This is a genomic window from Pseudonocardia kujensis (genome assembly GCF_021283305.1).
Lineage (GTDB): Bacteria > Actinomycetota > Actinomycetes > Mycobacteriales > Pseudonocardiaceae > Pseudonocardia > Pseudonocardia kujensis.
On the sequence record NZ_JAJSOK010000058.1, the window covers coordinates 26,761 to 49,094 of the forward strand.

Sequence of the window (22,334 nt, forward strand, 5' to 3'; positions counted from 1 at the left end):
TCCGCGCCGGGCACATGGAGGCCACGGTCGGAGCTGGTGCGCCTCGCCGGTCGCGACCCGGTCGGCATCATCAGTGAGCTGATCGGGTCGGACGGGGAGATGCCGCGGGACAGGGCAGTGATTGCGTTCGCCGCCGAGCACGATCTCCCGGTCCTCGCCATTGCCGACCTGGTCCGCTACCGCCGAGCCACCGAGCGGCTCGTCGAGCGGGTCGCGAGCTCAGGATGCTGTCTCCGGTGCCTTCCTTCCGCGCCATCGCTACCGGTCGCGGCTGAACCCGCGGCAGCCGTGCCCTCTGCGAAGCGATACGTGCGGAACTTGCAAGAGTCCGACTGCGGAGGTGCATTGCGCGCCTGTGTGCGACACGCAAGAGTCTCCCCGAGCGGGCGGCGGCCCAGCAGCGATCACAGGTTCGCCCCCGCCCGTTCCTCCGACTCGTCATCGCATCGAGCGATGTGACGGAGCCCGCCCCGCGCCACAGGGCGGGCCGGCAAGTGCGATCTGCCACCCCTGGTACGCCCAAGGAGAGTCAATGACGACCGCACAAGGTACCGGCAAGACGATCAGCTCGAAGTCCGCTCGGCGCGCGTCGCTCGCCGGTGGTGTGGGGACACTGATCGAGTACTACGACTTCAGTGTCTACGGTTTCCTCGCACTGACCATCGGACCCCTGTTCTTCCCCAGTGACAACCCGACGATCTCGACCCTGTCGGCGCTCGCGGTGTTCGCGTCGTCGTACGTGATCCGGCCGTTGGGCGGCTGGATCTTCAGCAGGGTCGGCGACCGGCACGGTCGCCGGCGCGCACTGGTGGCGACCATCGTGCTGATGGGCGTGGCGTCCGGGGTGATCGGCCTGCTCCCTACCTACGCTCAGATCGGCGTCGGAGCGACGATCGCCATCATCGCCGCGCGGCTCGCGCAGGGGCTCGCCGCCGGTGGTGAGATCGGTGGTGCCGCCACGTACATCTCCGAGCTGGCGCCGCCCGGGAAGCGTGGCTACTACGGCTCCACGATCTCGATCGGATCGACGCTGGGGTTCGCCGTCGCGGCGGCGGTCGTGGGGCTGGTCCGGATCCTCGTCCCGGCCGACCAGGTGGCGGTGTGGGGGTGGCGGATCCCGTTCCTCCTCTCGCTGCTGCTCACCGTCGTGTGCCTGTGGGCCCGGCTCCGGCTCGAGGAGTCGCCGCAGTTCCAGGAGCTGAAGGAGAAGGCCGCGATCGTCCGGAGCCCGCTGCTGGCCGCGCTCCGCAGCCACCCGCTGGCGGTCGCCCGGGTGGCTGGGCTGGCTGTCGCCTTCAACGGCACCGGCTACTTCGGGGTCGCCTACTTCGCGATCTTCCTCCAGCAGGAGGGATTCTCGGCCACCGGCGTCGCGTGGACCGCGGCCCTGTGCATCGCGCTGGCCACCCTGACCTACCCGTGGACGGGCAGGCTGACGGACCGGTACGGCCGGCGGCCGGTGCTGCTGGCGTCCTACATCGCCTACGCAGCCATCGGGTTCCCGGTCTTCGCAGTCCTGATCGCGACGGACGACCTCTGGGTCGTCGGCATCGTCTACTTCGTCTGCCTGTTCTTCACCGGCTGGGCACAGGTTCCGGCATGGCCGCTGGCCACGGAGCTGTTCCCCGCGAACGTGCGCTACTCGGGCATCGCGATCGGGTACAACCTCGGAGTGATCATCGGCGGCGTCACCCCGCTCGTGGCTGCCGCCCTGGTGGCCGGCACCGGGAGCAGGATGAGCCCGGTCTACTGGATGATCGCGATGGCCGTCGTCGGGATGGTCACCATGGTGCGATTGCCGAGGACCGCGTCGAAACCGCTTCCCGTCTGAACGGGGTGGCCGGCCGTCGGCGGCTCGAGGACTCGCACCTGCACGACCGCTCCCCTCGTCGTGAACGGTGACGGTAACCGTCCACGAGCGTCCCGCGCAGACTCGTCGCAAGCTTCATGACCAGCTACAACAGCCTGTGACGGCGGCGATGGCAGCGGGCTGGACCGGGCGGTGTTCCTGGCCCGGCTCCGGCCGCGTGCTGGGGAGCGGTTCCAGGCGATGGGAGCAGCTGGTCGGTCGGTCGGCCTCGGCGCCCCGATGAGGCGGGGAGAGCCAGGGGGTGGCGCCGGGGACGCCGGGCGGGTTCTGGCCGACGCCCGGTGGGGGTCGCACTCTCAGCTGCGGCTGGGGCAGCGGCGCGGACAGGATTCCGGTGTCGGGTGGCGGGTAGACCACTCGGGACGGCTCACCGGTCGGGACCGCTCGTCGGCGGAGTCGGAGAGGAAGGGCACCTACATGGTTGAGCGCGGCGCCACGTTCCGGCCCGGCGAGATCGTGCCGGCCAGCGGAATCTATGAGTGTGACAGCGGCTGCGGGCACCAGCACGAGAGCACCGACGTCAAGGGCCACCGATTCCCGCCGCTGCCCGCCGACTGCAAGGGCGGCCGTTGGGTCCTCGAACAGGCCACCCATCACCGCTGACCAGCCCCGGCCGGCGCCGGCTCGCCGATGCCACGAGCTGGCGGCGTGGGACTGGGTTGCGCCAGTGGCGGAACGCCACCGGTTGCGGGGTTGACGTCGTTGCTCCGGAACCTCCTCGTCGGGCAGTTGCTGCCTGAGCAGATCCGGTGGTGCGGAGGCCGCCTATCGGGAGCGGCCGGGATCGCGGCCCTGCTCGGGGGAAGCGCCGTGGCGGCGGCGGCCGCCGAGGTGGGCCCCGGGTCTGCCCGCCTCGGGTCTGCCCGCGGCCTTCCTCGGGCGGGGTGAAGGTCGTTGCGGTGGTCCGTGCCGGATGCCCGGGTGTGGCGGTCTCGTCCGCCGCCGGCGCCTCGGGGTCGTCGACGAGGTGCTCGATCCGGCGTAGCGGCGCGCGGTCGCCCGAGCAGTTCTCCGGTGCCGCGGAAGTGCGAGGCGGTCCCGTCCCGGGACGCGTCGACGTCACCGACCGCGAGTGCGTCGATCAACGGAGCGCGCTGGGTGCGTCTGACCTCGAACCAGTCCGCTCCGTTTACGAGACCGTTGATGGTTTACGTCGACGTTGATAGCGTTCTCCGGGTATCACCTCGCCGAGGAGGAGGAATCGTGGGAGTGCTCGAGGGCAAGGTCGCGTTGGTCACCGGGGCGGCGCGGGGCCAGGGACGCAGCCACGCCGTTCGGCTGGCCGAGGAGGGCGCGGACGTCATCGCGGTCGACATCTGCGCGCAGATCCCGTCGGTGGAGATCCCGATGGCGACCAAGGAGGACCTCGACGAGACGGTCCGCCTCGTCGAGGCGCTCGACCGGCGCATCGTGGCGAGCGTGGCCGACGTCCGGGACGGAGTGGCCCTGCGCGAGGCCGTGAACGCGGGCGTGGCCGAGCTGGGTCGGCTCGACATCGTGTGCGCCAACGCCGGTGTGTACGCGCTGACGCTGGACGAGCCGACCGATCCCGTGGAGCGGCGGCAGTTCTGGCAGGACACCATCGACGTCAACCTGACCGGGGTGTGGAACACCGTCGACGCCGCGGCGCCGATCATGATCGAGGCAGGCAACGGCGGGGCGATCGTGTTGACCGCCTCCACGGCCGCGTCGAAGTCGGCAGCGAACCGCAGCCTGGCGATGGACGCCTACACCGCGGCCAAGCACGGTGTGGTCGGGCTGATGCGCAACTTCGCGGTGGACCTCGCGCCGCACAGCATCCGGGTGAACACCGTGCACCCGACCGGCGTGCACACCCCGATGGTGGAGAACGCGGTGGTCGAGCGCTACATGGCGGAGAACTCCGGCTTCGCGAAGCTGGTGCTGAACTCGCTGCCGGTCGACGCCGTCGACCCGGTCGACATCAGCAACGCGATCGTCTACCTGGCCTCGGACGCCGGGCGCTACGTGACCGGCGTCCAGCTGCCGGTCGACGCGGGCTTCCTGGTCAAGTGAGCGGGACCGGGTGCGGGCTGCCTGCCCGCACCCGGCCGTCTCATTCCGCTGCGGGCACTCCTGGGTGGGAGGGGGCCGCAGCGGCGATGTCGAGCGCGCGGCGGACCCCGACGCGTCCCGCACCGAGGCGGACGGCGTTGGTCAGGTGCAGTCGGACGCCGGGCAGGTACCGGTGGGTCGGCGTGGCGTCGCAGGCCATCGCGATCAGCTCCTTGAGCCGCCCGCGGACGGTCCCGCTGCGCCACGGGACGGCGCAGTAGGCGAAGAACGCCTGGTAGGCGTCGGGGGAGTGCTCGAGCAGGGCGTCCAGGAACCCCGGGATCTCGTGGTCGAAGTCCTCCCAGTAGGGGTCGTCGCCCTGCAGGCGGGACCGCAGCCCGGCCCGTTCCGCGTCGACCGGCGCGGCCGGCGTCCCGCGCTCGCGCAGGATCGCCGAGAGCCGCCGGGTCCCTTCCATCAGGGTGTGGACACCGAGGGCGGAGACCAGGACGAGGGTCTCGTGGACCTGCTCGGGCGTCGCGCCCGCGTCGAGCGCCCGGCAGGTGGCGTCGTCGATGCCGGCGGGATCGAGGGTGCAGACCGAGGCGTGGACGGCGAGTCGGATCAGCGCGGCCGAGAGGCCGTCGAGGTCGGCTCCGTCGGAAACCGGTTCCAGGAGCGTCTCGGCGGCCTCGCGCACCTCGGCGACGGTGACCAGGGTGCGTCGCAGTCGTGTGGTCACGAGGTGCTTCCCACCTCGGCGAGCGGTGCCGTCGGCGCGGCGACGCGGGCCCGCAGCTCGTTCTTGTTGATCTTCGTGGCGGATCGGGGCCACTCGTCCGCAGTCAGGAAGTAGAAGGCCCGGGGCACCTTGTAGCGGGCGATGCGGCCCGTGCAGAAGTCCAGGAGTTCGGCCTCGGTGACGGCGTGTCCGGCCTTGACCTCGACGAACGCCACCGGGACCTCGTCCAGCCGGGCGTCCGGGCGTCCTACCACCTCCACCCACTCCACGGCCGGGTGCCGCGCGACGAAGGACTCGATCTCGACGGCGGCGACGTTCTCCCCACCGACCTTGAGCATGTCCTTGAGCCTGCCGTGGAAGGCGACCTGGCCCTCGGGGGTGAAGCTGTAGAGGTCACCGGTGTGCAGCCAGCCGTCCGTGTCGAGCGCCTCGGCGGTCTTCTCCGGAGCGCGGTAGTACCCCTCCATCACGGAGTAGCCGCGCAACAGGATCTCGCCGATCACTCCCGGCCCGACGTCGGTCCCGGACTCCACATCGATGATCCGGATCTCCATGCCGGGGCAGGCCTTGCCCTGCGCTCGGGACCTCAGGTCGACGTCGTCCTCCCGGTCGCTGACCGCGTAGATTCCGGCGGCTTCGGTCATCCCGCAGGCGGCCACGAGTTCGCACCGGGGCAGCAGCGTCTGCACGCGCTCGAGCAGCACGGTGGGGCCGATCAGGAGCAGCGAGCGCAGTGCGGACAATGCCGCCGGGTCGAACTCCGGGTGGTCGAGCAGCGGCTGGACGAGTGCAGGGAACCAGGGGAACGCGACCGTCACCCGCTCGCGGACGAGCAGTTCGAGCGCGCGCGTGGGGTCGAAATGGACGTCGGTGACGAAGGTGCCGGCGGACCCGACGACCCCGAGGAACGGGGAGAGGGTGCCGATGTGGAACAGCGGGCCGGGGGACCAGGTCACGTCGTGGTCGCCGGTGCCGAAGCGGTGACGCGCCCGGTCGACGGGGCCGCGGGTCATGGCCTCGTGGGTGAGCACGCAGCCCTTGGGATTGGCGGTGGTGCCGGAGGTGTACATGACGGCGCCGACGTCGCGGAGCCGCACCCGGGCGCGTAGCACGTCGACCTGCCCGGGATCCACGCCGTCGGCGAGGGCGTCGAACCGCGACCGGGGGAGGAAGCCGGGGCTGGACTCGCCGGCGAGCAGTGCGGCCGCGCGCAAGCGGGGCGCCTCGGGGAGGTCGAGGGCGGTGGGGTCGACGACGCCGGTCAGCGACGGCAACCCCTCGCGCAAGGCCCCCGCGAGGTCGCTGTGTTGGCCCTCGGCCGCCGTGGTCAACAGCACGACGACGTCCCCGTCGTCGATCACATGGCCGAGCTCCGCGGCGCGGTGGCGGGCGTTGAGCGGCACGACCACCGCGCCGATCAGGCTCACCCCGAAGAACGCCTCGACGTACTCGACCCCGTTGGGGGCAAGCAGCGCGACGTGCTCGCCGGGCCGGACCCCGAGGCCGAGCAGGCCACGGGCGACGCGGTGCGCCCCGGCCAGCAGGTCGGCGTAACCGACGCGCGCGGTCGGGAGGACGAGGGCGGTCCGGTCGGGGTGTTCGGTGGCGGCCCGGACGAGCAGGTCGGCGATGGGGGAAGCCTCCGTCCACCGCGGGGTGTGGTCGGCCGACGCTCTCATGGGTCCTCCTGAACTTCTCACGCGCCGTCGTACGGCTGCACGAATTGTGGGCATTCTTCCATTACCGCGACGGCCGGGGAACATTTCCGGCAAACGCGGTGGTATCGTCCGCCACATGGCTTCTCCCACCCGGCGTCCACCGGAGTCCGCGGCGGGCAGCGGGTTGTCGAAGCGCAGGCGCAGCGCGCAGGTCGAGGGCAGCGCCACCTACCAGGCCAAGCGCAACGAGCTGCTGCAGATCGCCGGGGACGTCTTCAAGGAGAAGGGGTTCGAGGCGGCCACCCTCAACGACATCGCCGCCCGCTTCGGCACCGACCGCGCCGCGATCTACTACTACTTCGCCGGCAAGGACGAGATCTTCCAGGAGGTCTTCCAGGCCACGGCCAAGAAGGTCCTCGACGAGAACCTCGCCGAGGCGGTCCGGATCTCCGGGCTGGAGATCACCGCGCACGAGAAGCTCCGCAGGTTGATCAGGCTGCAGATCACGTCGTACGAGGCGAACTACCCGTACGTCTACGTCTACATCCAGGAGGACATGGGCAAGGTCGCCTTTCAGTCCACGCCGTGGGCGAAGGAGATGGTCCGTAAGACCCGGCGTTTCGAGGGAATCGTCACGGACATCATTGCGGAGGGCATCAAGAATGGCGAGTTCCGGTCGGACCTGTCCATTCCTTTGGTGGTTCGCACCCTTTTCGGGATGGTGAACTGGACGCACCGCTGGTTCAAGCCGGGAGACCGGAAGTACACCGCCGAGCAGACCGTCGACACGTTCTCGGCGATCTTCTTCGACGGGCTGCGCCACCAGCACTGAGCGGCGCAGCCCGGTCGGGGTCATCGCGGACTCACCGTCCGGTCCACACCGGCTTGCGCTTCTCGGCGAACGCGGCGAGGCCCTCGAGCTGGTCCTTCGTGCCCGCGTAGGCCTCGATGGGCTCGTAGCGGGTGGCGAGCGCCTGCTCCAACGACATGTCCAGACCCCGCAGCGCGGCGTCCTTCGCGGCCTGGACGGCCAGCGGCGCGCAGGCCATGATCCTCGCGGCCCAGCGGTCCGCCGCCGCGGCGAGCTCGTCGACCGGGACGACCTCGTTGACCAGGCCGTACTGCTCGGCCTTGGCCGCGAGGAGTCGGTCGCCGGTGAGGATCATGCCCATGGCGACGTGATGGGGCAGCCTGCGCACGGCCCGGTGCAGGATCCCGGACTCGCCGATGATCCCAGCCTTGACCTCCGGGATGAAGAACTGGGCGTCGTCGGCCGCGACGATCACGTCCGCGCACATCGCCAGCTCGAAGCCGCCGCCGATGACGTAGCCGTGCACCGCGGCGATCAACGGCTTGCGCAGGACGTACCGGGGCCCACCGACACCGGTCAGGCCACCGCCGAGGGCCATCCGCCCCTCGCGGTCGGTGCCGCCGGAGACGTCCGCGCCCGCACAGAACGCCTTGCCGGGGGTGGCGTCGAGGACGGCCACCCAGACGTCCGGGTCCGCGTCGATCTCGGTCCAGGCGGCGAACAACGCGTCGTCCATGGCGGGGGAGATGGCGTTGAGCGCCTTGGGGTTGTCGAGCGTGACCCGGGCGACGTGGCCGTCCTTGGTGAACCCGATGCTCATGTGCGTTCCTCCGGTGGTGTGCGGAACTCGGCGATCGCCGCCTTGAGGCCGACCTCGCCGATCCATTCGCGCAGCTGCAGCACCGACGGGGACAGGTGCAGCAGCGCGTCCATCTCGGGCACCTGGGCGGCGGCGGTGCGCACGCCCATGGCGTCCATCGTGCGGTTGATCGAGAGCTTCTTGATGCGCAACACGTCGGGCGGGGTCTTCGCCATCCGCGCGGCCAGCCCTTCGACGGTCGCCTGGACCCTGTCCGCGGGTACCGCCTGGTTGGCCCAGCCCCACTCGACGGCGGTGCGGCCGTCGATCGCGTTCCCCGGCAGGAAGGCGAGCTCCTTGGCGCGCTTCGGTCCGACGAGCGGGGCCCACAGCGGGGCGATGTAGCCACCGCCGAGGGGAAGCGCGGGTTCGCCGATGCGGGCGTCCTCGGCGACGATCGTGAGGTCGCAGAACACGCACAACTGCGTCGCGCCGGCGATGCAGTACCCGTGCACGGCCGCGATCACCGGCTTCGGGTGGTCCCAGATCGCCAGGTAGCGGTTCACGTTGCGCGCCAGGCGCTCCCGGTCGGCGACGGGGTCGGCGGCCTTGGGCTTGCCGACCTGGTCGACGTCGTAGCCCGCGCAAAAGCCTCTGCCCTCGCCGCGGATCCCGACGACCGGCCCACCGGCGTCGGCCAGCCGGGCGAGCGCGTCGGAGAACTCGTCGAGCATGGCGTCGGACAAGGCGTTGGCCTTGTCGGGCCGGGCGAGCACGATCCAGGAGATCGGGCCCGCGTGCTCGACGCGGATGTCGCGGTACGGGGGCAGGTCGCGCTGGGGCGATGGTCGGCTCGCGAGCTCGCTCACGCGCGGCCGATCGGGATCTGCTGCTTGACGTGGAAGTCCACGACCCCGGAGGCGCGCAGCTCGCGACGGGCGAACCGCCACTCGCCGCCGACCTTGACCAGCTCGTCGTGGTACTGGCCGAAGAAGTGACCGTCCGGGCGGTCCTTCGTGTACTTGTGCCAGGCGTAGAGCACCGAGCGCACGGTGGCGGTGGACAGGTCGTCGGCGAAGTCCACGACGATGTTCGAGACGTGGTGGCTGGTGGCGGCGAAGAAGCTGCCGATGCCCGAGAGCGTCTCCCGGTAGGCGGCGCGGCCCTCGGCGCCGAAGTTCGGGCCGTAGGCCACGTAGCAGTCCTCGGTGAAGAGCGCCGCGATCTCGTCGGGGTGGTTCATGTCGAGGTGGAACGCGTAGTCGAACAGCAGGCGGTGGACCTTCTCGGTCTCGACCAGCTCGGCGACGAGCGCGTCGCCCGACTTCTGGGCGGTCGGCTTCTGCGTGGTCGTCACAGGGGACCCTCCGGATCTCGTGCGGGAGGGGCGACGGGCCGTCCTGGGGACGCCGCCTGGCCGCCACCTCCCTGTGCGCGGTCGGCAGCCACCGTATCTACAGCAATGTAAACGCGCAATCGTGGCCGGCCGATGGACGTCGGATGCGTGACCCGGCCGGGCGATCCGCGATTACGCGGGCGTTGACAGTTTACGTCCGTGTAGATACCTTCGCCCCGTCGCCGAGCGACGAGGCCGAACCTCGAAGGGGAGGAGCCGCATGATCGAGCTCGAGAAGGTGAGCGGGGACCCCGCCCGGCTGCGGCAGGTCTACGGGTGTTTCCCCAGCGGTGTCACCGCCGTCTGTGCGTTGGACGACGGCCTGCCCGTGGGCATGGCCGCCAGTTCCTTCACGTGCGTGTCGTTGGACCCGGCCCTGGTGTCGGTGTGCGTGCAGAACACCTCGACCACCTGGCCACGGCTGCGTGACCTCCCGCGGTTGGGGATCAGCGTGCTGGGCCAGGACCAGCACGGCGCCGCCGGGCAGCTCGCGGCCAGGAACGGGGACCGCTTCGCGGGCCTCGAGTGGACCGAGACCCCGGAGGGGGGCTTGCTGATGCACGGCGCCGTCGCGTGGCTGGACTGTTCCGTGTACGCGGAGGTCCCGGCGGGCGACCACGCTGTGGTGTTGCTGGCCGTGCACGGGATGCGCGCCGAGCCCGACGCTGCACCGCTGGTGTTCCACGGCAGCCGGTTCCGGCAGCTCGTGGCGGTGTGAGATGGACACCATCGAGCAGGCCCTGGTCGAGATCGCCGCGGGTCGCCCGGTCGTCGTCGTGGACGGCGAGGACCGGGAGAACGAGGGCGACCTGATCGTTGCCGCGGACCTCGTCGACACTGCGACCATGGCCTTCGTGGTGCGCCACACCTCCGGGTTCGTCTGCGTCGCCCTGCCCGAGCAGGACTGCGAGCGGCTGGACCTGCCGCCCCTGCACCACACCAACGCCGACGGTTTCGGCACCGCGTACCGGGTCACGGTCGACGCGGCGGACGGGGTCTCGACCGGGATCTCGGCGCGCGACCGGGCCCGCACCGCTCGGGTTCTCGCCTCGCAGGCTTCGACACCCGGCGACCTCGTCCGGCCGGGGCATGTCGTACCCCTTGCGGCTCGGCCGGGTGGAGTGCTCCAGCGGACCGGGCACACCGAGGCTGCGGTGGACCTCGCCCGCCTCGCGGGGCTACGTCCCGCGGGCGTGCTCTGCGAGATCGTCAGCCCACGGGAGCCGGGTCGCATGGCGCGGCGTCCCGAACTGCTGGACTTCGCGGCCGAGCACGGCCTCGTCATGATCACGATCGAGGACCTCGCGGCGTACCGCAGAGGCCGGGAGACCCGGGTCGAGCGAGTCACCGCGGCTCGCCTGCCCACCATGAACGGGACCGTCCGCGCCGTGGGGTACCGCGGTGTCCCGGACGGTGGCGAACACCTCGCGCTGGTCGCAGGGGATGTCGCCGCGGCGACGGACGTGCCCCTGCACGTTCACGTCGAATGCCTGCCGGGCGACGTGTTCGGGTCCTTGCGGTGCGGCTGTGCGCGCAGGCTCGACGCCGCGATGCGCGAGGTGGCGGTGACGCGTCGCGGGATGATCGTCTACCTGCGCTCCGGTGCCGACCCGCATCGTGCGCTGCGCGAACAGGGCGCTTGCATCGGCAGGTTGGAGGCGCTCTGCGGCCCCCTGGAACCCGCACTGGTGGCGGCGGTCCTCGACGACCTGGGTGTCCGGTCGATCCGGCACCTCCACAATCCCGCACCCGTCCGGACGGCCCTCGAGGGCCTGCTCGGCGAGACGGTCCGGATCGGCCGTCCGGGCACGCCGTCCGACGAGGTTGCCTGACACCTGCACCGGAGAAGACCACCGAGGAGACGGCTCTTGTGAGATTCAGTTTGATGCAGACCGGCGTGATCGGACGCCGGCACGAGCTCGAGGCCGGCATGGCCGGCCAGCGCGGTGACCTCTACCAGCGGTTCCTCGAGGAGATGGTCGGATACATCAGGCTCGCCGACGAACTGGGCTACGACGCCTACTGCTCGCCGGAGCACCATCTCCAGGTCGAGGGCTTCGAGATCACGAACCACCCGGGCATCCTGGCCGCCTATGTCGGGCTGCACGCCCGGCGGCTCAAGGCGGGGATCCTCGGCTACGTCCTCCCGACCCACAATCCGGTCCGGGTCGCCGAGGAGATCGCGACGCTGGACCACATGCTGCAGGGCAGGCTGATCGTCGGGTTCACCCGCGGCTATCACGCCCGCTGGGTCGACGCCTACGCCGCGGTCCGGGGCATCGGCGCCACCAATGTCACCCACGCCAAGGCCAAGAACGAGCAGGACGCGATCAACCGCGAGATCTTCGAGGAGTCCGTCCAGATCGTGAAGAAGGCCTGGGAGAACTCGATGTTCTCGCACAAGGGCAAGTACTGGGAGTACCCGCCCGAGGGCGGGTCGGCCGGTCATCCCGGCTACGCCGAGTTCGGCGCCGGCCAGGACGAGAACGGTGTCGTCCGGGAGATCGGCATCGCGCCCCGTCCGTACACGAGCCCGCACCCGAAGCTCTACGGCGCGTTCGCCTACTCCATGCGCACGGTGGACATGTGGGCCCGCGAGGGCGGCAAGCAGATCGTGTTCGCCAACGACCTCGACTTCTGCGACGCCCTGTGGAACCGCTACACCGAGACCGCCAGGAAGGCAGGGCGGGACGTGAAGCGGGAGGACGTCGGGGCCTGGGGCGGGTTCCTGATCCTGACCGACTCGAAGGAGGAGGCACAGGAGCTCGAGGCCGAGCACCGCTGGTTCTGGGACAAGTGGTTCATCCCGCACGGCCAGCAGTTCCCCAACGTCCTGATCGGGACCCCGGACGACATCTCCCGGCAGATCGAGCAGGCGCACGAGCGGCTCGGGTTCGACGAGTGCTTCCTCATGTTCGGCCAGGGGCACCTCGAGCCGGAGCGGCAGAGCGCCGAGCTCGTCCGGTTCGCCGAGGAAGTCGCCCCCCGCTTCTCCAGCAAGGACCCGGACGGAACCCTCGTCTGACATCCGTCCCGCTCATCCGAGGAGGCAACGATGCCGAGCACCGCGGACACGAAAGCCGCCGTCACCCGGTTCCTGGAGATCTTCTCCGAGGGGAACCCCGAGAAGACCCTCGCCGCCCTCACCGACGACGTCACCTGGTGGGTCTCGGGGAAGCTCGAGGGCATGTCCGGCTCCTACGACAAGGCCGGGTTCGGACAGCTCATCGGGGGAGTCGCCGACGTCTACGTCGCCCCGTTGAGGATCACCCCGCGCTCGATGGTCGCCGAGGGCGACGCGGTGGCCGTCGAGGCCGACTCGTACGCGGAGCTGAAGGACGGCCGGGTCTACGACCCGCGCTGCCACTTCCTGTTCCGCGTCGCGCCCGACGGGCGCATCGCCGAGGTGCACGAGTACCTCGACACCCAGCACGCCAAGGACATCTTCTTCGGCGGCTGACCCCGTATCTGCCCCGCACCTGAACGACGACGTCCAGCAACGAGGAGAACAGAGAACGATGGAATCCGGACTCATCCACATCCCCTACATGCGCCCGGAGCGCAGCTCGCGCGAAACCTTCGACTGGGCCCTCGCCAACGCCCGGGAGGCCGACAAGGCCGGCTTCACCGAGTTCATGGTCGCCGAGCACGCGACCCAGAAGTGGGAGTGCATCCCGACCCCGGAGCTGGTCATCGCGGCCGCCGCCCCGCAGACCGAGCGGATCAAGTTCGCCCCGATGGCGCACCTGCTCCCGCACCACCACCCCGCCGACCTCGCCATTCAGGTCGGCTGGCTGTCCCAGATCCTCGAGGGTCGCTACTTCCTCGGCGTCGGGGCGGGCGCCTACCCCCAGGCGTCGTACCTGCACGGCATCACCGACCTGCAGAACAACCCGAAGCGGGTGCGTGAGTCGCTCGAGATCATGGAGAAGATCTGGAAGCGCGAGCCGTTCTTCCACGAGGGCGAGTTCTGGAACGCCGGCTACCCCGAGGAGGTCGACGACGGCCTCGGCCACGACGACCACAAGCTCGCCGACTTCAGCCCCTGGGGCGGCAAGCTCGACATCGCCGTGACCGGCCTGTCGGTCAACTCGCCGTCGATCCGGTTCGCCGGTGAGCGCGGGTTCATGCCGGTCTCGATCTACTCCGGCTCGTCGATCCTGAAGACCCACTGGGAGACCTACGAGAAGGCGGCGCTGGAGAACGGGCACACCCCGGACCGCTCCAAGTACCACGTCTCGCAGACGGTGTTCGTGGCCGACACCGACAAGGAGGCCAAGAAGCTCGCCATGGAGGGCGGCATCGGGTACGCCTTCGAACGCTACCTGTGGCCCATCTGGGAGCGCTTCGGCATGCTCGAGGGCTACATGAACGACGTCGGCGCGACGAAGGCCGATGTGGACCTCGAGTGGATCTGCGACAACGTCTGGGTCGTCGGTTCCCCGGAGACCGTGATCGACAAGCTCAACAAGCTCTACGAGTTCACCGGCGGATGGGGCGTCCTGCAGGTCGAGACCCACGACTACATGGACGACCCGTCCCCGTGGTTCCAGTCCCTGCAGCTCATCGCGCAGGAGGTCGCCCCGAAGATCCAGCTGCCCTTCAGCTCCTCGGGCCGGAGCTGAGCACTCACCTCGGAGGAGCGAGAGGGTGCCCTGCGTGGCGACACCCTCTCGCCCCTCATGCCTACCGGCCGGTCGAAGTGGCGGCCCCTCGGATCACCGGAGAGCCGAGAGTCACCCTGCAACACGCAGTCCTTGCCCGAGGACGGGCTCCGGCAGGACGACCTCGCCGTCGCGCCGCTGCGGGTGCTGGTGCTCGTCCCCGAGACGGTGCAACAGCACATCGAGCCGCCCGGAGGGCGGAGCCGTCACCGTCCACGCCGCACCGGACGGAGTGGGCGGAGCCGAGGTCGTCGTCACCGACCGCGGGCACGGCGAGACGCGACTGCGGGTGCCTGCCGCCCCGCCGCCTGCCCGGGCTGAACACACGCGCTGATCACACCTCGAGTACCGAAAGGCGGAGAAATGGGACGTCTCCAGGACAAAGTTGCCCTGATCAGCGGGGGAGCGCGTGGAATGGGGGCGGCGCACGCCCGCGCCATCGTCGACGAAGGCGGTCGCGTCGTGCTCGGTGATGTCCTCGAAGCCGAGGGGAAGGCCGTGGCCGACGAGCTCGGGGACGCCGCGCGGTTCGTGCCGCTGGACGTGACCCGCGAGGAGGACTGGGCTACCGCGGTCAGGACTGCCACCGAGACCTTCGGCAAGCTCAACGTGCTGGTGAACAACGCCGGCATCTGCACAGCGGGCAGTCTCTTCGACTTCACCCTCGAGGACTGGAACCGCATCATCGCGGTCAACCTGACCGGTCAGTACCTCGGGATCCGGGCGGCAGTAGGTGCGCTGCTGGAGGGCGCACCGTCTTCGATCATCAACATCTCCTCGACCCAGGGTGTCGAAGGCATTGCCGAACTGCACGGCTACACGGCCTCCAAGTTCGGCGTCCGTGGCCTGACGAAGTCGGTGGCACTGGAGCTCGCCTCACGAAACGTCCGGGCGAACACCATCTGCCCCGGCACGATCGCGACGCCGATGAACGAGGGCTCGACGTCAGCGGATTCAACCCGATGAACCGCAAGGCCGACCCCGCGGAGGTCTCCTCCCTGGTCGTCTACCTCGCCAGCGACGAATCCAGCTTCATCAGCGGTACCGAGATCCTGGTCGACGGCGGCGAGCTCGCCGGTCATGGGCCGTTGATCGCAAAGTAGGGGACAGAGATGACCAAGACCGTCAGCGGTGCGAACAGCCAGGTCATCGACGTGCGCGCCTCGCGGCGCGCGATCGTCGCGGGCTCCGTCGGCAACCTCGTCGAGTGGTACGAGTACGCGCTCTACGGCTACATGGCGCCCGTCATCGCCGGGCTCTTCTTCCCGACCGGCAACGGCGTGGCAGGCCTGCTGGCCACCTTCTCGCTGTTCGCCCTGGCATTCTTCCTCAGGCCCGTCGGTGCGGCGGTGTTCGGCCGCTTCGCCGACCGGGCGGGGCGACGTCCGGTGCTGGTCCTGATCATCACCCTGATGTCCGGTGCCACGGCGTTGATCGGGGTGCTGCCCACCTACGCGACGATCGGCGTGTGGGCACCGCTTCTGCTCACCGTGCTGCGGGTGGTGCAGGGACTCGCGGCGGGCGGCGAGTTCGGCGGCGCGGTGTCACTGATGGCCGAGTACGCGCCGCCCGGTAAGCGCGGGCTCTACGGCTCGTGGTCGTTCTTCACCACGGTGATCGGGTTCGTGTTCGGGGCAGGGATGGCGACCGTACTGATCGCCCTCCTCCCCGACGACGCCCTGGCCTCCTGGGGCTGGCGCATCGGTTTCCTCGCCGCCGCGCCGATGGGTCTCGTCGCGCTCTACCTGCGGATGCGGGTCGACGAGACACCGTCGTTCCGTGCGGCGACGGCGGCGCCCGCGACGCCGACACCAGCGGCAGAGGCTGCGCCGGAGCCGGGGCTGCTGCGACAGGTGCTGACCACCGTCGGGATCGTCGTGGTCTACTCCTGCACCGGCTACACGTTCATGGTGCTGATGCCGACCTACCTGTCGAAGACCCTGGGGATGTCGCTGGAGCAGTCCTACGTACTGACCCTGATCAACGGCACGGTCGCGGGTCTGGTCGTCCCGTTCGCCGGTGCGTGGTCGGACCGCGTCGGCCGTCGCGCCGTGATGCTCGTCGGCACCATCGGAACCCTCGTGCTGTCCTACCCGCTGTTCCTCATGCTCCGCGGAGGCTTCGGCGCCGCTCTGGTCGCCCTCGTCGTGGCCGGTGTGCTGATCGGGCTGGTCGGCGGGCCGCTGCCGGCCCTGCTGTCCGAGCGGTTCCCGACGCGTACCCGGGTCACGGGCGTCGCGCTGGCCTACGCGGTGTCGGTGGCGCTGTTCGGCGGAACGGCCCCGTTCATCATCACCGCGGTCGTCTCGGCGACGGGCAACTCGCTGGCGGCTGCGTGGTACACGATCGCCTGCAGCCTCATCACACTCGCGACCCTGCTGTGGTTGCGGGGGGCGGCAACCCACCGCGAACCCCTGCGGGACTGAGGATGGACGGACACGACGTCAGCTCGGGTCGCACCCTGGCCGGGTTGCTCGAGCAGTGGGCGGGTCTGCGGCCCAGGGAGCCCGCCCTGGTCCACCTCCGCGACCCCGCCGGCTCCGTAGGCCAGGGCACCGTGACCTGGGAACGCCTCGCCACCGATGTGCACGACCTGCGCCGGAAGCTAGCGGCGATCGGCGTGCAGGACGGGCGCAGCGTCGTCCTGGCCCTGCCCAACAGCCCGCTCACCGTGGCCCTGTGGCTGGCGATCCCCGCCAACGGTGCGATCGTGCAGGCGGTCGACCCGGACTCCGGGCTGCTCACTGTCGAGCGGGCCCTACGAGCCACCGAACCGGTCGCAGTCGTGGCAGCACCATCCCACGCCGGCCTCGTCGCCGACGCCATCGGCCGGGCCGAGGTCTCGACGCGTCTACTGGTCCCGTCCGACGACGAGCTGTGGACCACCGCGTGCCCCGCCGACCTGGCCACCACCGGCGGCGAGCCGCCCTCGGCCACGCCCGATCTCGTCGCCGGGCTGCTCCCGACCTCCGGCACCAGCGGCGCGCCGAAGCTGGTGCAGCTCACCCACCGCAACTACGTCATGTCCGCCGAACGGCTCGCGCGCAACGGCGGCTACCTGAGCACCGACCGGCACTACCTCTGCTCGCCGTTCTTCCACACCAACGCGCAGCTCTACCTGTGCGCGCCGCCCTTCGTCACGGGCGGGTCGATTGCGGTCGTGCCCCGGTTCAGCGCGAGCACCTGGTTCGACGCCGCCCGTCGCACCGGCGCCACGATCGCCTCGATGGTCGCGCCGCCGATGCGGATGGCCCTGCACCGCGCCGTGGCCTCCGGCTGCCCGGTCGACCCGGGCCCGCTCCGCGCCGTCCACTACGGAATGACCTTGAGCAGCGCGGACTGGCGGGAGTGGGACCGGCTGGTCCCGGGGGTCCACATGCGTCAGATCTACGGACAGACCGAGTCCGTGACCGGCGTCCTCCGCGGCGCACCGTGGGAGAGCGACGACCGTGCGACGATCGGCCGCCCGTTCCTCGGCGTCGACGGCGTCCGCCTGGTCCGCGACGACGGCTCCGACGCTCCGGACGGCGAGCCGGGCGAGCTGTGGGTCCGCGGGAGCCCGGGCAACACGCTCATGCGCGGCTACCTCGACGCTGCCGCCGCCACCGCGGGGACCCTCGTCGACGGCGAATGGCTGCGGACGGGCGACATCATGGTCCGGCACCCGAACGGACGCTTCGAGTTCCGCGGCCGCGGCATGCACATCATCCGACGCGGTGGGGAGAACCTCTCGACCTACGCGCTGGAAATCGATCTCCAGGCCTGCCCACTCGTCCGCGACGTCGCCGTCACGTCCCGTCCTGACGAGATCCTCGACGCCGTCGTCGTCGCGCACGTGATCCCGGCCGCGGGCTACGAGGAGAGGAGCTTCCGGGCCTGGTGTCGCGAGCACCTCGGCCGCCGGGGCGTCCCGGACGAGATCCGGGAGCATGCCTCGTTCCCGAGGACCGGAAGTGGGCGGGTGATCGTACGGGAGCTTTGAGCGTTCATCCGTGCGAAGATCGTACGATCTTTTGGCAGGACACGATTTCCGGCGGGTGATTCGAGCTGTCGGCCTGAGACCGGTCATGACACGAAATCTCGTCGAAGCGGTCGAGATGCATCCTGGCCGGCTGCTCCTCCACCCGCATCCGCGCGCTCGTCGCCGCCGGCGACGTCGCCGAAGCGGCTCGGGTCCTTGGCCGGCCTCACCGGGTGAGCGGTCGCGGCTACGGGGTCCGGATCCGGATACCGGACGCCACACTGTTGCCACCCGACGGTCGCTCCCTCGTCCAGGCCGACGACATCGTCACGCTCGGGACGCTCGAGAATCGGTCGCTCACACTTGACGTCCTGCTGCAGCAGGGACCGCTCGATGTCGACTTCCTCGACGGTGAGAGGTGGCGCCGGCCCCTCCTTCGCTGCACCGCTTGGCCGGCACCGCGGTGCCGGCTCGGATGGGGGTGCGTCGCACGCCGGGTGAGGTCAGGGGAGCAGCAGGAGCTTGCCCGTGGTCGTGCGTGATTCGATGTCCGTGTGGGCACGGGCTGCCTCGGCGAGCGGGTAGCGGCGTCCGATCCGGACGATCAGCTCGCCCTTCTCGACGAGCGTGAACAGCTCGCCCGTGTGCGTTCTGAGCTCCTCGGGCGTGCGGATGTGGTCCTCGGTCACACCGTAGGTGAGGCGGGTACTGCGAGGGATCTCGTTCATCACGATCGACGGCACCTCCCCGATCAGCGGCCCATAGAACACCAGCGTGCCGTGGGTGCGCAGCACCTGCAGCGATGCGTGGAACGTGGTCGCGCCCGCGCCGTCGAAGACCGCGTGCACGCCCTCGCCCCCCGTCAGCTGCCGCACCGGCTCGACGAACGCGTCGCCGGTGGAGACCAGGACGTGGTCGGCACCGGCCTCGGTGGCGATCGCGACCTTCTCCGGCCGCGACACCAGCCCGATCACGGTGCCGCCGCGGGCCTTGATGAGCTGGGTGAGCAGCAGCCCGACCCCGCCGGCGGCAGCGTGCACGAGCGTGACGTCGCCGGGCTGCACCGGGTGGGACGCGGTGGTGAAGTGGTGCGCCGTCAGCCCCTGCAGCAGCAGCGCCGCGGCCGTCTCGTCGTCCACGGCCTCCGGGAGCGCGACCGTGCCGCTCGCGGGCACCACGATCTGCTCGGCATAGCTGCCGTGGGTGTTGATCGTCAGCCAGCCGACGCGGTCGCCGGGAGCGAACTCGTGCACGCCCTCACCGACCTCGGTCACCACACCGACGCCCTCCGCGCCGGGCACCTCGGCCAGGCGTTGCCTGCGGATGAAAGTGTGTCATCGTCGAGACCAGCCGCAGCCAGGGGCTCCACTGCCCGCTCGGCGTGCTGATCGCCGATATGGGCCGGTACAGCCCGGCGGCCCAGGCCGTCACGGTGCAGCTGATCCGCCAGTGGCAGGACTGCCTCCGCACCGGTATCGAGGCCACTCAAGCGGCCGGTGAGGCCAACCCGGCAGTCGACGCCGACCGCACGGCCGCAGCAGTGATCGCCGCCATCCAGGGGGGAGTCAGCGTCCTGCTCTCCACCGACTTCGCCACCCATCTGGAGGCGGCACTCGACTTGTGCCTCGACCACCTGTGGTCGCAGGCCCCCCGGTAGCCGGCCTCGGCCTGCGCGGTGCCGAAGCCGACGAGTCGCCCGCTGGCTGCGCCCAGGCGTTCGACTCGTGTGGCTGCTCACGCCCGGGACGCCTCGAGCACCCCCATCCTGACGGAAGGTCGCAGGCTCCTCCTTGACAAAACCTCCAGTCGCAACTATAGATATGGGTAGGACGCGGTACATGACCTGGTGTCGACGATGACCTTGCCGGGGAGTGAATCGACCATGCCGAACACCAGCCACGCGAGAGGGACCAGCGAGTTGGTCGACCTGGTCTCCACGGATCAGGCCTGGCTGCGCGCTGAGTTCGACGCGATCATCGCCGCGAACTTCGACGGCCTTCCTCCGTGTTTCCCTCCGTCGCGTCCCCCCAGGCCGCTACCTACCGCCGCAGGGCCGCGTCGAGCGGGTCGCCGAGCCCCTGACCGCAGGACTTCTGCTGCCCGGTCGGCGGAGGTGGCGTGGTCAGCGCGTGGTGGGGGTCGGCAGCGCTCCCCTCCGCCGCCCGACGGTGTCGGTGCTCACGAGCACGCACCGATCAGGAGAACGCGGGAGTGAGAGGACCACGTGCGGAAACGGAAGGCAGGTGATGCGACGTCGACGCGCCTGACATCCGGTGCGGTCCGGTGACCGCTCATCGGGCGGGGTGTCTGTGTCCCATGCATGTCCGAGGAGCCCGTGCAGCAGAACTCGCAGTCGAGAAGCTGACAGCGGGCCCGGACCTGCGTCTCGTGGCGCATCCTTCGTGGTGCCCCGCTCCGGAGGGCGTCTCCTGCGGCACCTGGCAGGCGCGATCCCCGAGCGCCCGAGCAAAGAGCACCTGAGCAACGACCGGCATGTGTCGACGGATGCCAGGTCCGGCCGTCACCGCAGCGGGTGGCGGGGCCGGGCCGGACTACCGGGAACACGGAACTGGACGCTGAAGATTCCACGCACGGCCGAGTCGCCTCCGGCCCACGGTCCGCCGGAGGCGGCTCGTGAGACCCACGCAGCGAAGGAGGCGCATGTGATGTTGATGAGGACCGACCCGTTCTGGGAGCTGGATCGGCTGACCCAGCAGTTGTTCGGGGCCAACGGCACCGCGACCCGCCCGGCGTCGATGCCGATGGACGCCTACCGGCACGGCGACGAGTACGTGGTGCAGTTCGACCTGCCCGGGGTCGCGCCGGACTCGATCGACCTCGACGTCGAGCGCAACGTGCTCACGGTCAAGGCCGAACGCACCCCCGACCACGCCGAGGGCGTCGAGCTTCAGGTGGCCGAACGGCCTCGCGGGGTGTTCTCCCGGCAGTTGTTCCTGGGTGACACCCTCGACGCGGACAACATCACCGCACACTACGACGCCGGTGTGCTCACGCTGCGGGTGCCGATCGCCGAGCAGGCCAAGCCCCGCAAGATCGCCATCAGCGGCGAGAGCGAGGCCAGGCAGATCAACGCCTGAGCACGGACGAGCCCGCGGGCCCGACGGGCGTGACCCCGCCCGGGCGGACGCACCGCCCGAGCGGGGTCCGCCCGCGCAGCGTCACCGCACGACGACGAGCGAGCAGCACGACGAGCGAGCAGCAAGACGGCGAGCAGCACGACGGCGAGCAGCACGACGGCGAGCAGGGCGACGGCGAGCAGGACGACGAGCGGGCAGAACGAGAAGAGGGGCAGAACGTTGAGCAGCAGCCGACGGGGGCCGGGCGCGATGGCGACCACGCTGTCCGCTGCGGTCCGGGGCATTCGACGTGTGGTGCGCGCCGCTGATCCGGCCCGGCCGGCGACGCTGGCCCTGCTGCGTGACACCGGCTGGCAGCTGACGCAACTGACCGGCGAGCTGACTGATCTGGCCGCGCTGCTGGCCGAGCACACCAGCCGCCACCTCGAACATGCCGAGCAGGTCCGCCACGCCGACGGCGAGCCGGGCATCCCCCCGCTGACCCGCGCCTGCCGCGACCTCGCCGGGCTGCGGCAGGCACTCGACGCCGCCCACACCGCGGCACGCGAGTACTACACCGAGATCAGTCGGCTCAGCCCGGCCACACCACCCGCCAGCCGAGGTGAGCAGGCCAGCAACAACAAGTACCGACCAGCACTGAACACCGGACAGCAATGAACACCGGACAGCCGCCCGACCCGCCCGAGCCCTACACCGTGCTCGGACTGACCCCCGGCGCGACCGCCGCGGAGATCACCGCCGCCTACCGGCGCGCCGTGCGGGACTGCCACCCGGATGCGCCGCATCCCGACCGCGACCGGCTCGCCGCCGTCATCGCCGCCTATCGCCACTTGCGCGATCAGCTCGCTGCCCGGCAGTCCGAACATCGGCGCCGCGCCGAAACCCGCCCCGCCGGCGGCCATGACATCCCGGTGCGGGTTCGCCTCGACACCGCGCCGCCCGGACCAGATCTGCGCGCCGGCCCCGTCCGGCACCACCCCGGCCCTCGCCGATGACCCCGACCGCGCGGCACGCGCACCGACCGCTCGGCCGGCCGTCTGGTCGCGTGCGACGTCGGGCCGAGGGCGGTGAGCCCGGCGATGAGGCTCGGCGCCGCCCGCATCGTCGCCCTGAGCCGCAACCCGCCCCGGCAGGCGCTCGCCGAGGAGTTCGGCGCCACCCACATCGCCGTGCGGCGCCCCGACCGCTGACCCGTGGGGACTGTCCGAGGAACGGTGTAACTGGCTTCGGTGATGGCTAGTTTCCGTTGCTGGGGACGATACGGCCGGCGAAGGTGATCGCGAAGGCGTTCAGGGCCGGCTTCCAGCGCATCGCCCAGCGCG

Annotated in this window: 22 protein-coding genes and 1 pseudogene; 17 read left to right on the forward strand and 6 right to left on the reverse strand. The window is 70.5% G+C overall.

From position 1 onward, the window contains the following. Window positions 1-36: 36 nt before the first annotated feature. From LWC35_RS29530 to LWC35_RS29545, 4 genes are all read left to right on the forward strand, one after another. Window positions 37-459 (forward strand): 3,4-dihydroxy-2-butanone-4-phosphate synthase, encoded by a 423-nt coding sequence (locus LWC35_RS29530; RefSeq protein ID WP_232873555.1) that lies wholly within the window; start codon window positions 37-39, stop codon window positions 457-459. Between the two features lie 73 nt (window positions 460-532). Continuing rightward, on the forward strand, window positions 533-1,831 hold the full coding sequence (locus LWC35_RS29535; protein ID WP_232873556.1) for an MFS transporter: 1,299 nt from the start codon (window positions 533-535) through the stop codon (window positions 1,829-1,831). Window positions 1,832-2,287: 456 nt separating this feature from the next. Next, window positions 2,288-2,473 (forward strand): hypothetical protein, encoded by a 186-nt coding sequence (locus tag LWC35_RS29540; protein WP_232873557.1) that lies wholly within the window; start codon window positions 2,288-2,290, stop codon window positions 2,471-2,473. Between the two features lie 597 nt (window positions 2,474-3,070). After that, the gene (locus LWC35_RS29545; RefSeq protein ID WP_232873577.1) at window positions 3,071-3,904 is read left to right on the forward strand and encodes a mycofactocin-coupled SDR family oxidoreductase; all 834 of its coding nucleotides are present in this window, start codon (window positions 3,071-3,073) and stop codon (window positions 3,902-3,904) included. A 40-nt stretch (window positions 3,905-3,944) separates the two neighbouring features. Here the strand turns inward: LWC35_RS29545 and LWC35_RS29550 are convergent, their stop codons facing one another. Further along, window positions 3,945-4,625 (reverse strand): carboxymuconolactone decarboxylase family protein, encoded by a 681-nt coding sequence (locus LWC35_RS29550; RefSeq protein ID WP_232873558.1) that lies wholly within the window; start codon window positions 4,623-4,625, stop codon window positions 3,945-3,947. Beyond that, window positions 4,622-6,304, reverse strand: a complete 1,683-nt coding sequence (locus LWC35_RS29555; protein ID WP_232873559.1) for a class I adenylate-forming enzyme family protein — start codon at window positions 6,302-6,304, stop codon at window positions 4,622-4,624. Before LWC35_RS29555 ends, LWC35_RS29550 begins: the two co-directional genes overlap by 4 nt. A 115-nt stretch (window positions 6,305-6,419) precedes the next feature. On the opposite strand from LWC35_RS29555, the gene LWC35_RS29560 reads away from it, so the two are divergent. After that, window positions 6,420-7,115 (forward strand): TetR/AcrR family transcriptional regulator, encoded by a 696-nt coding sequence (locus LWC35_RS29560; protein ID WP_232873560.1) that lies wholly within the window; start codon window positions 6,420-6,422, stop codon window positions 7,113-7,115. A gap of 31 nt (window positions 7,116-7,146) precedes the next feature. Here the strand turns inward: LWC35_RS29560 and LWC35_RS29565 are convergent, their stop codons facing one another. The 3 genes from LWC35_RS29565 to LWC35_RS29575 are packed head-to-tail and all read right to left on the reverse strand — an operon-like array spanning window position 7,147 to window position 9,250. Beyond that, window positions 7,147-7,914 (reverse strand): enoyl-CoA hydratase-related protein, encoded by a 768-nt coding sequence (locus tag LWC35_RS29565; RefSeq protein ID WP_232873561.1) that lies wholly within the window; start codon window positions 7,912-7,914, stop codon window positions 7,147-7,149. After that, entirely contained in the window at window positions 7,911-8,762 is an 852-nt protein-coding gene (locus tag LWC35_RS29570) for an enoyl-CoA hydratase-related protein (RefSeq protein ID WP_232873562.1), read from the reverse strand. The genes LWC35_RS29565 and LWC35_RS29570 overlap by 4 nt, the downstream gene beginning before the upstream one ends. After that, complete coding sequence (locus tag LWC35_RS29575; RefSeq protein ID WP_232873563.1) at window positions 8,759-9,250, reverse strand: nuclear transport factor 2 family protein; 492 nt, start codon at window positions 9,248-9,250, stop codon at window positions 8,759-8,761. Before LWC35_RS29575 ends, LWC35_RS29570 begins: the two co-directional genes overlap by 4 nt. 259 nt (window positions 9,251-9,509) lie before the next feature. Here LWC35_RS29575 and LWC35_RS29580 point away from each other — a divergent pair, with 259 nt between their 5' ends. From LWC35_RS29580 to LWC35_RS29615, 8 genes and pseudogenes are all read left to right on the forward strand, one after another. Then, the gene (locus LWC35_RS29580; protein WP_232873564.1) at window positions 9,510-10,007 is read left to right on the forward strand and encodes a flavin reductase family protein; all 498 of its coding nucleotides are present in this window, start codon (window positions 9,510-9,512) and stop codon (window positions 10,005-10,007) included. Between the two features lies 1 nt (window position 10,008). Continuing rightward, window positions 10,009-11,121, forward strand: a complete 1,113-nt coding sequence (ribB, locus tag LWC35_RS29585; RefSeq protein ID WP_232873565.1) for a 3,4-dihydroxy-2-butanone-4-phosphate synthase — start codon at window positions 10,009-10,011, stop codon at window positions 11,119-11,121. 53 nt (window positions 11,122-11,174) lie between these two features. Beyond that, window positions 11,175-12,314 (forward strand): LLM class flavin-dependent oxidoreductase, encoded by a 1,140-nt coding sequence (locus LWC35_RS29590; protein ID WP_232873566.1) that lies wholly within the window; start codon window positions 11,175-11,177, stop codon window positions 12,312-12,314. A 30-nt stretch (window positions 12,315-12,344) separates the two neighbouring features. After that, window positions 12,345-12,749, forward strand: coding sequence for a nuclear transport factor 2 family protein (locus LWC35_RS29595; protein ID WP_232873567.1), 405 nt, complete (start codon window positions 12,345-12,347; stop codon window positions 12,747-12,749). Window positions 12,750-12,807: 58 nt separating this feature from the next. Then, a complete protein-coding gene (locus tag LWC35_RS29600) occupies window positions 12,808-13,914 on the forward strand; it encodes an LLM class flavin-dependent oxidoreductase (protein WP_232873568.1) in 1,107 nt (368 codons plus the stop codon). Window positions 13,915-14,316: 402 nt separating this feature from the next. Next, a pseudogene (locus LWC35_RS29605) lies at window positions 14,317-15,056 on the forward strand (SDR family oxidoreductase). Window positions 15,057-15,065: 9 nt separating this feature from the next. Next, window positions 15,066-16,379, forward strand: coding sequence for an MFS transporter (locus LWC35_RS29610; protein WP_232873569.1), 1,314 nt, complete (start codon window positions 15,066-15,068; stop codon window positions 16,377-16,379). Window positions 16,380-16,381: 2 nt separating this feature from the next. After that, the gene (locus tag LWC35_RS29615; protein WP_232873570.1) at window positions 16,382-17,935 is read left to right on the forward strand and encodes a class I adenylate-forming enzyme family protein; all 1,554 of its coding nucleotides are present in this window, start codon (window positions 16,382-16,384) and stop codon (window positions 17,933-17,935) included. Window positions 17,936-18,417: 482 nt separating this feature from the next. Here the strand turns inward: LWC35_RS29615 and LWC35_RS29620 are convergent, their stop codons facing one another. Continuing rightward, complete coding sequence (locus LWC35_RS29620; protein WP_372463124.1) at window positions 18,418-19,215, reverse strand: quinone oxidoreductase family protein; 798 nt, start codon at window positions 19,213-19,215, stop codon at window positions 18,418-18,420. Window positions 19,216-19,295: 80 nt separating this feature from the next. Here LWC35_RS29620 and LWC35_RS29625 point away from each other — a divergent pair, with 80 nt between their 5' ends. From LWC35_RS29625 to LWC35_RS29640, 4 genes are all read left to right on the forward strand, one after another. Continuing rightward, entirely contained in the window at window positions 19,296-19,571 is a 276-nt protein-coding gene (locus LWC35_RS29625; RefSeq protein WP_232873572.1) for a TetR family transcriptional regulator C-terminal domain-containing protein, read from the forward strand. A 1,009-nt stretch (window positions 19,572-20,580) separates the two neighbouring features. Next, complete coding sequence (locus LWC35_RS29630; RefSeq protein WP_232873573.1) at window positions 20,581-21,012, forward strand: Hsp20/alpha crystallin family protein; 432 nt, start codon at window positions 20,581-20,583, stop codon at window positions 21,010-21,012. Between the two features lie 249 nt (window positions 21,013-21,261). Then, a complete protein-coding gene (locus LWC35_RS29635; protein ID WP_232873574.1) occupies window positions 21,262-21,669 on the forward strand; it encodes a hypothetical protein in 408 nt (135 codons plus the stop codon). 38 nt (window positions 21,670-21,707) lie between these two features. After that, window positions 21,708-22,007: a J domain-containing protein gene (locus LWC35_RS29640; protein ID WP_232873575.1), complete on the forward strand. Its 300-nt coding sequence runs from the start codon at window positions 21,708-21,710 to the stop codon at window positions 22,005-22,007. Window positions 22,008-22,334: the final 327 nt, after the last annotated feature.

Bases quoted from the DNA above. Each gene is read 5' to 3' on its own strand.
- LWC35_RS29535 (WP_232873556.1), top strand. From the start codon at position 533: ATGACGACCGCACAAGGTACCGGCAAGACGATCAGCTCGAAGTCCGCT.
- LWC35_RS29540 (WP_232873557.1), top strand. From the start codon at position 2,288: ATGGTTGAGCGCGGCGCCACGTTCCGGCCCGGCGAGATCGTGCCGGCC.
- LWC35_RS29555 (WP_232873559.1), bottom strand. From the start codon at position 6,304: ATGAGAGCGTCGGCCGACCACACCCCGCGGTGGACGGAGGCTTCCCCC.
- LWC35_RS29560 (WP_232873560.1), top strand. From the start codon at position 6,420: ATGGCTTCTCCCACCCGGCGTCCACCGGAGTCCGCGGCGGGCAGCGGG.
- LWC35_RS29565 (WP_232873561.1), bottom strand. From the start codon at position 7,914: ATGAGCATCGGGTTCACCAAGGACGGCCACGTCGCCCGGGTCACGCTC.
- LWC35_RS29580 (WP_232873564.1), top strand. From the start codon at position 9,510: ATGATCGAGCTCGAGAAGGTGAGCGGGGACCCCGCCCGGCTGCGGCAG.
- ribB (WP_232873565.1), top strand. From the start codon at position 10,009: ATGGACACCATCGAGCAGGCCCTGGTCGAGATCGCCGCGGGTCGCCCG.
- LWC35_RS29590 (WP_232873566.1), top strand. From the start codon at position 11,175: ATGCAGACCGGCGTGATCGGACGCCGGCACGAGCTCGAGGCCGGCATG.
- LWC35_RS29595 (WP_232873567.1), top strand. From the start codon at position 12,345: ATGCCGAGCACCGCGGACACGAAAGCCGCCGTCACCCGGTTCCTGGAG.
- LWC35_RS29600 (WP_232873568.1), top strand. From the start codon at position 12,808: ATGGAATCCGGACTCATCCACATCCCCTACATGCGCCCGGAGCGCAGC.
- LWC35_RS29610 (WP_232873569.1), top strand. From the start codon at position 15,066: ATGACCAAGACCGTCAGCGGTGCGAACAGCCAGGTCATCGACGTGCGC.
- LWC35_RS29615 (WP_232873570.1), top strand. From the start codon at position 16,382: ATGGACGGACACGACGTCAGCTCGGGTCGCACCCTGGCCGGGTTGCTC.
- LWC35_RS29630 (WP_232873573.1), top strand. From the start codon at position 20,581: ATGTTGATGAGGACCGACCCGTTCTGGGAGCTGGATCGGCTGACCCAG.
- LWC35_RS29635 (WP_232873574.1), top strand. From the start codon at position 21,262: ATGGCGACCACGCTGTCCGCTGCGGTCCGGGGCATTCGACGTGTGGTG.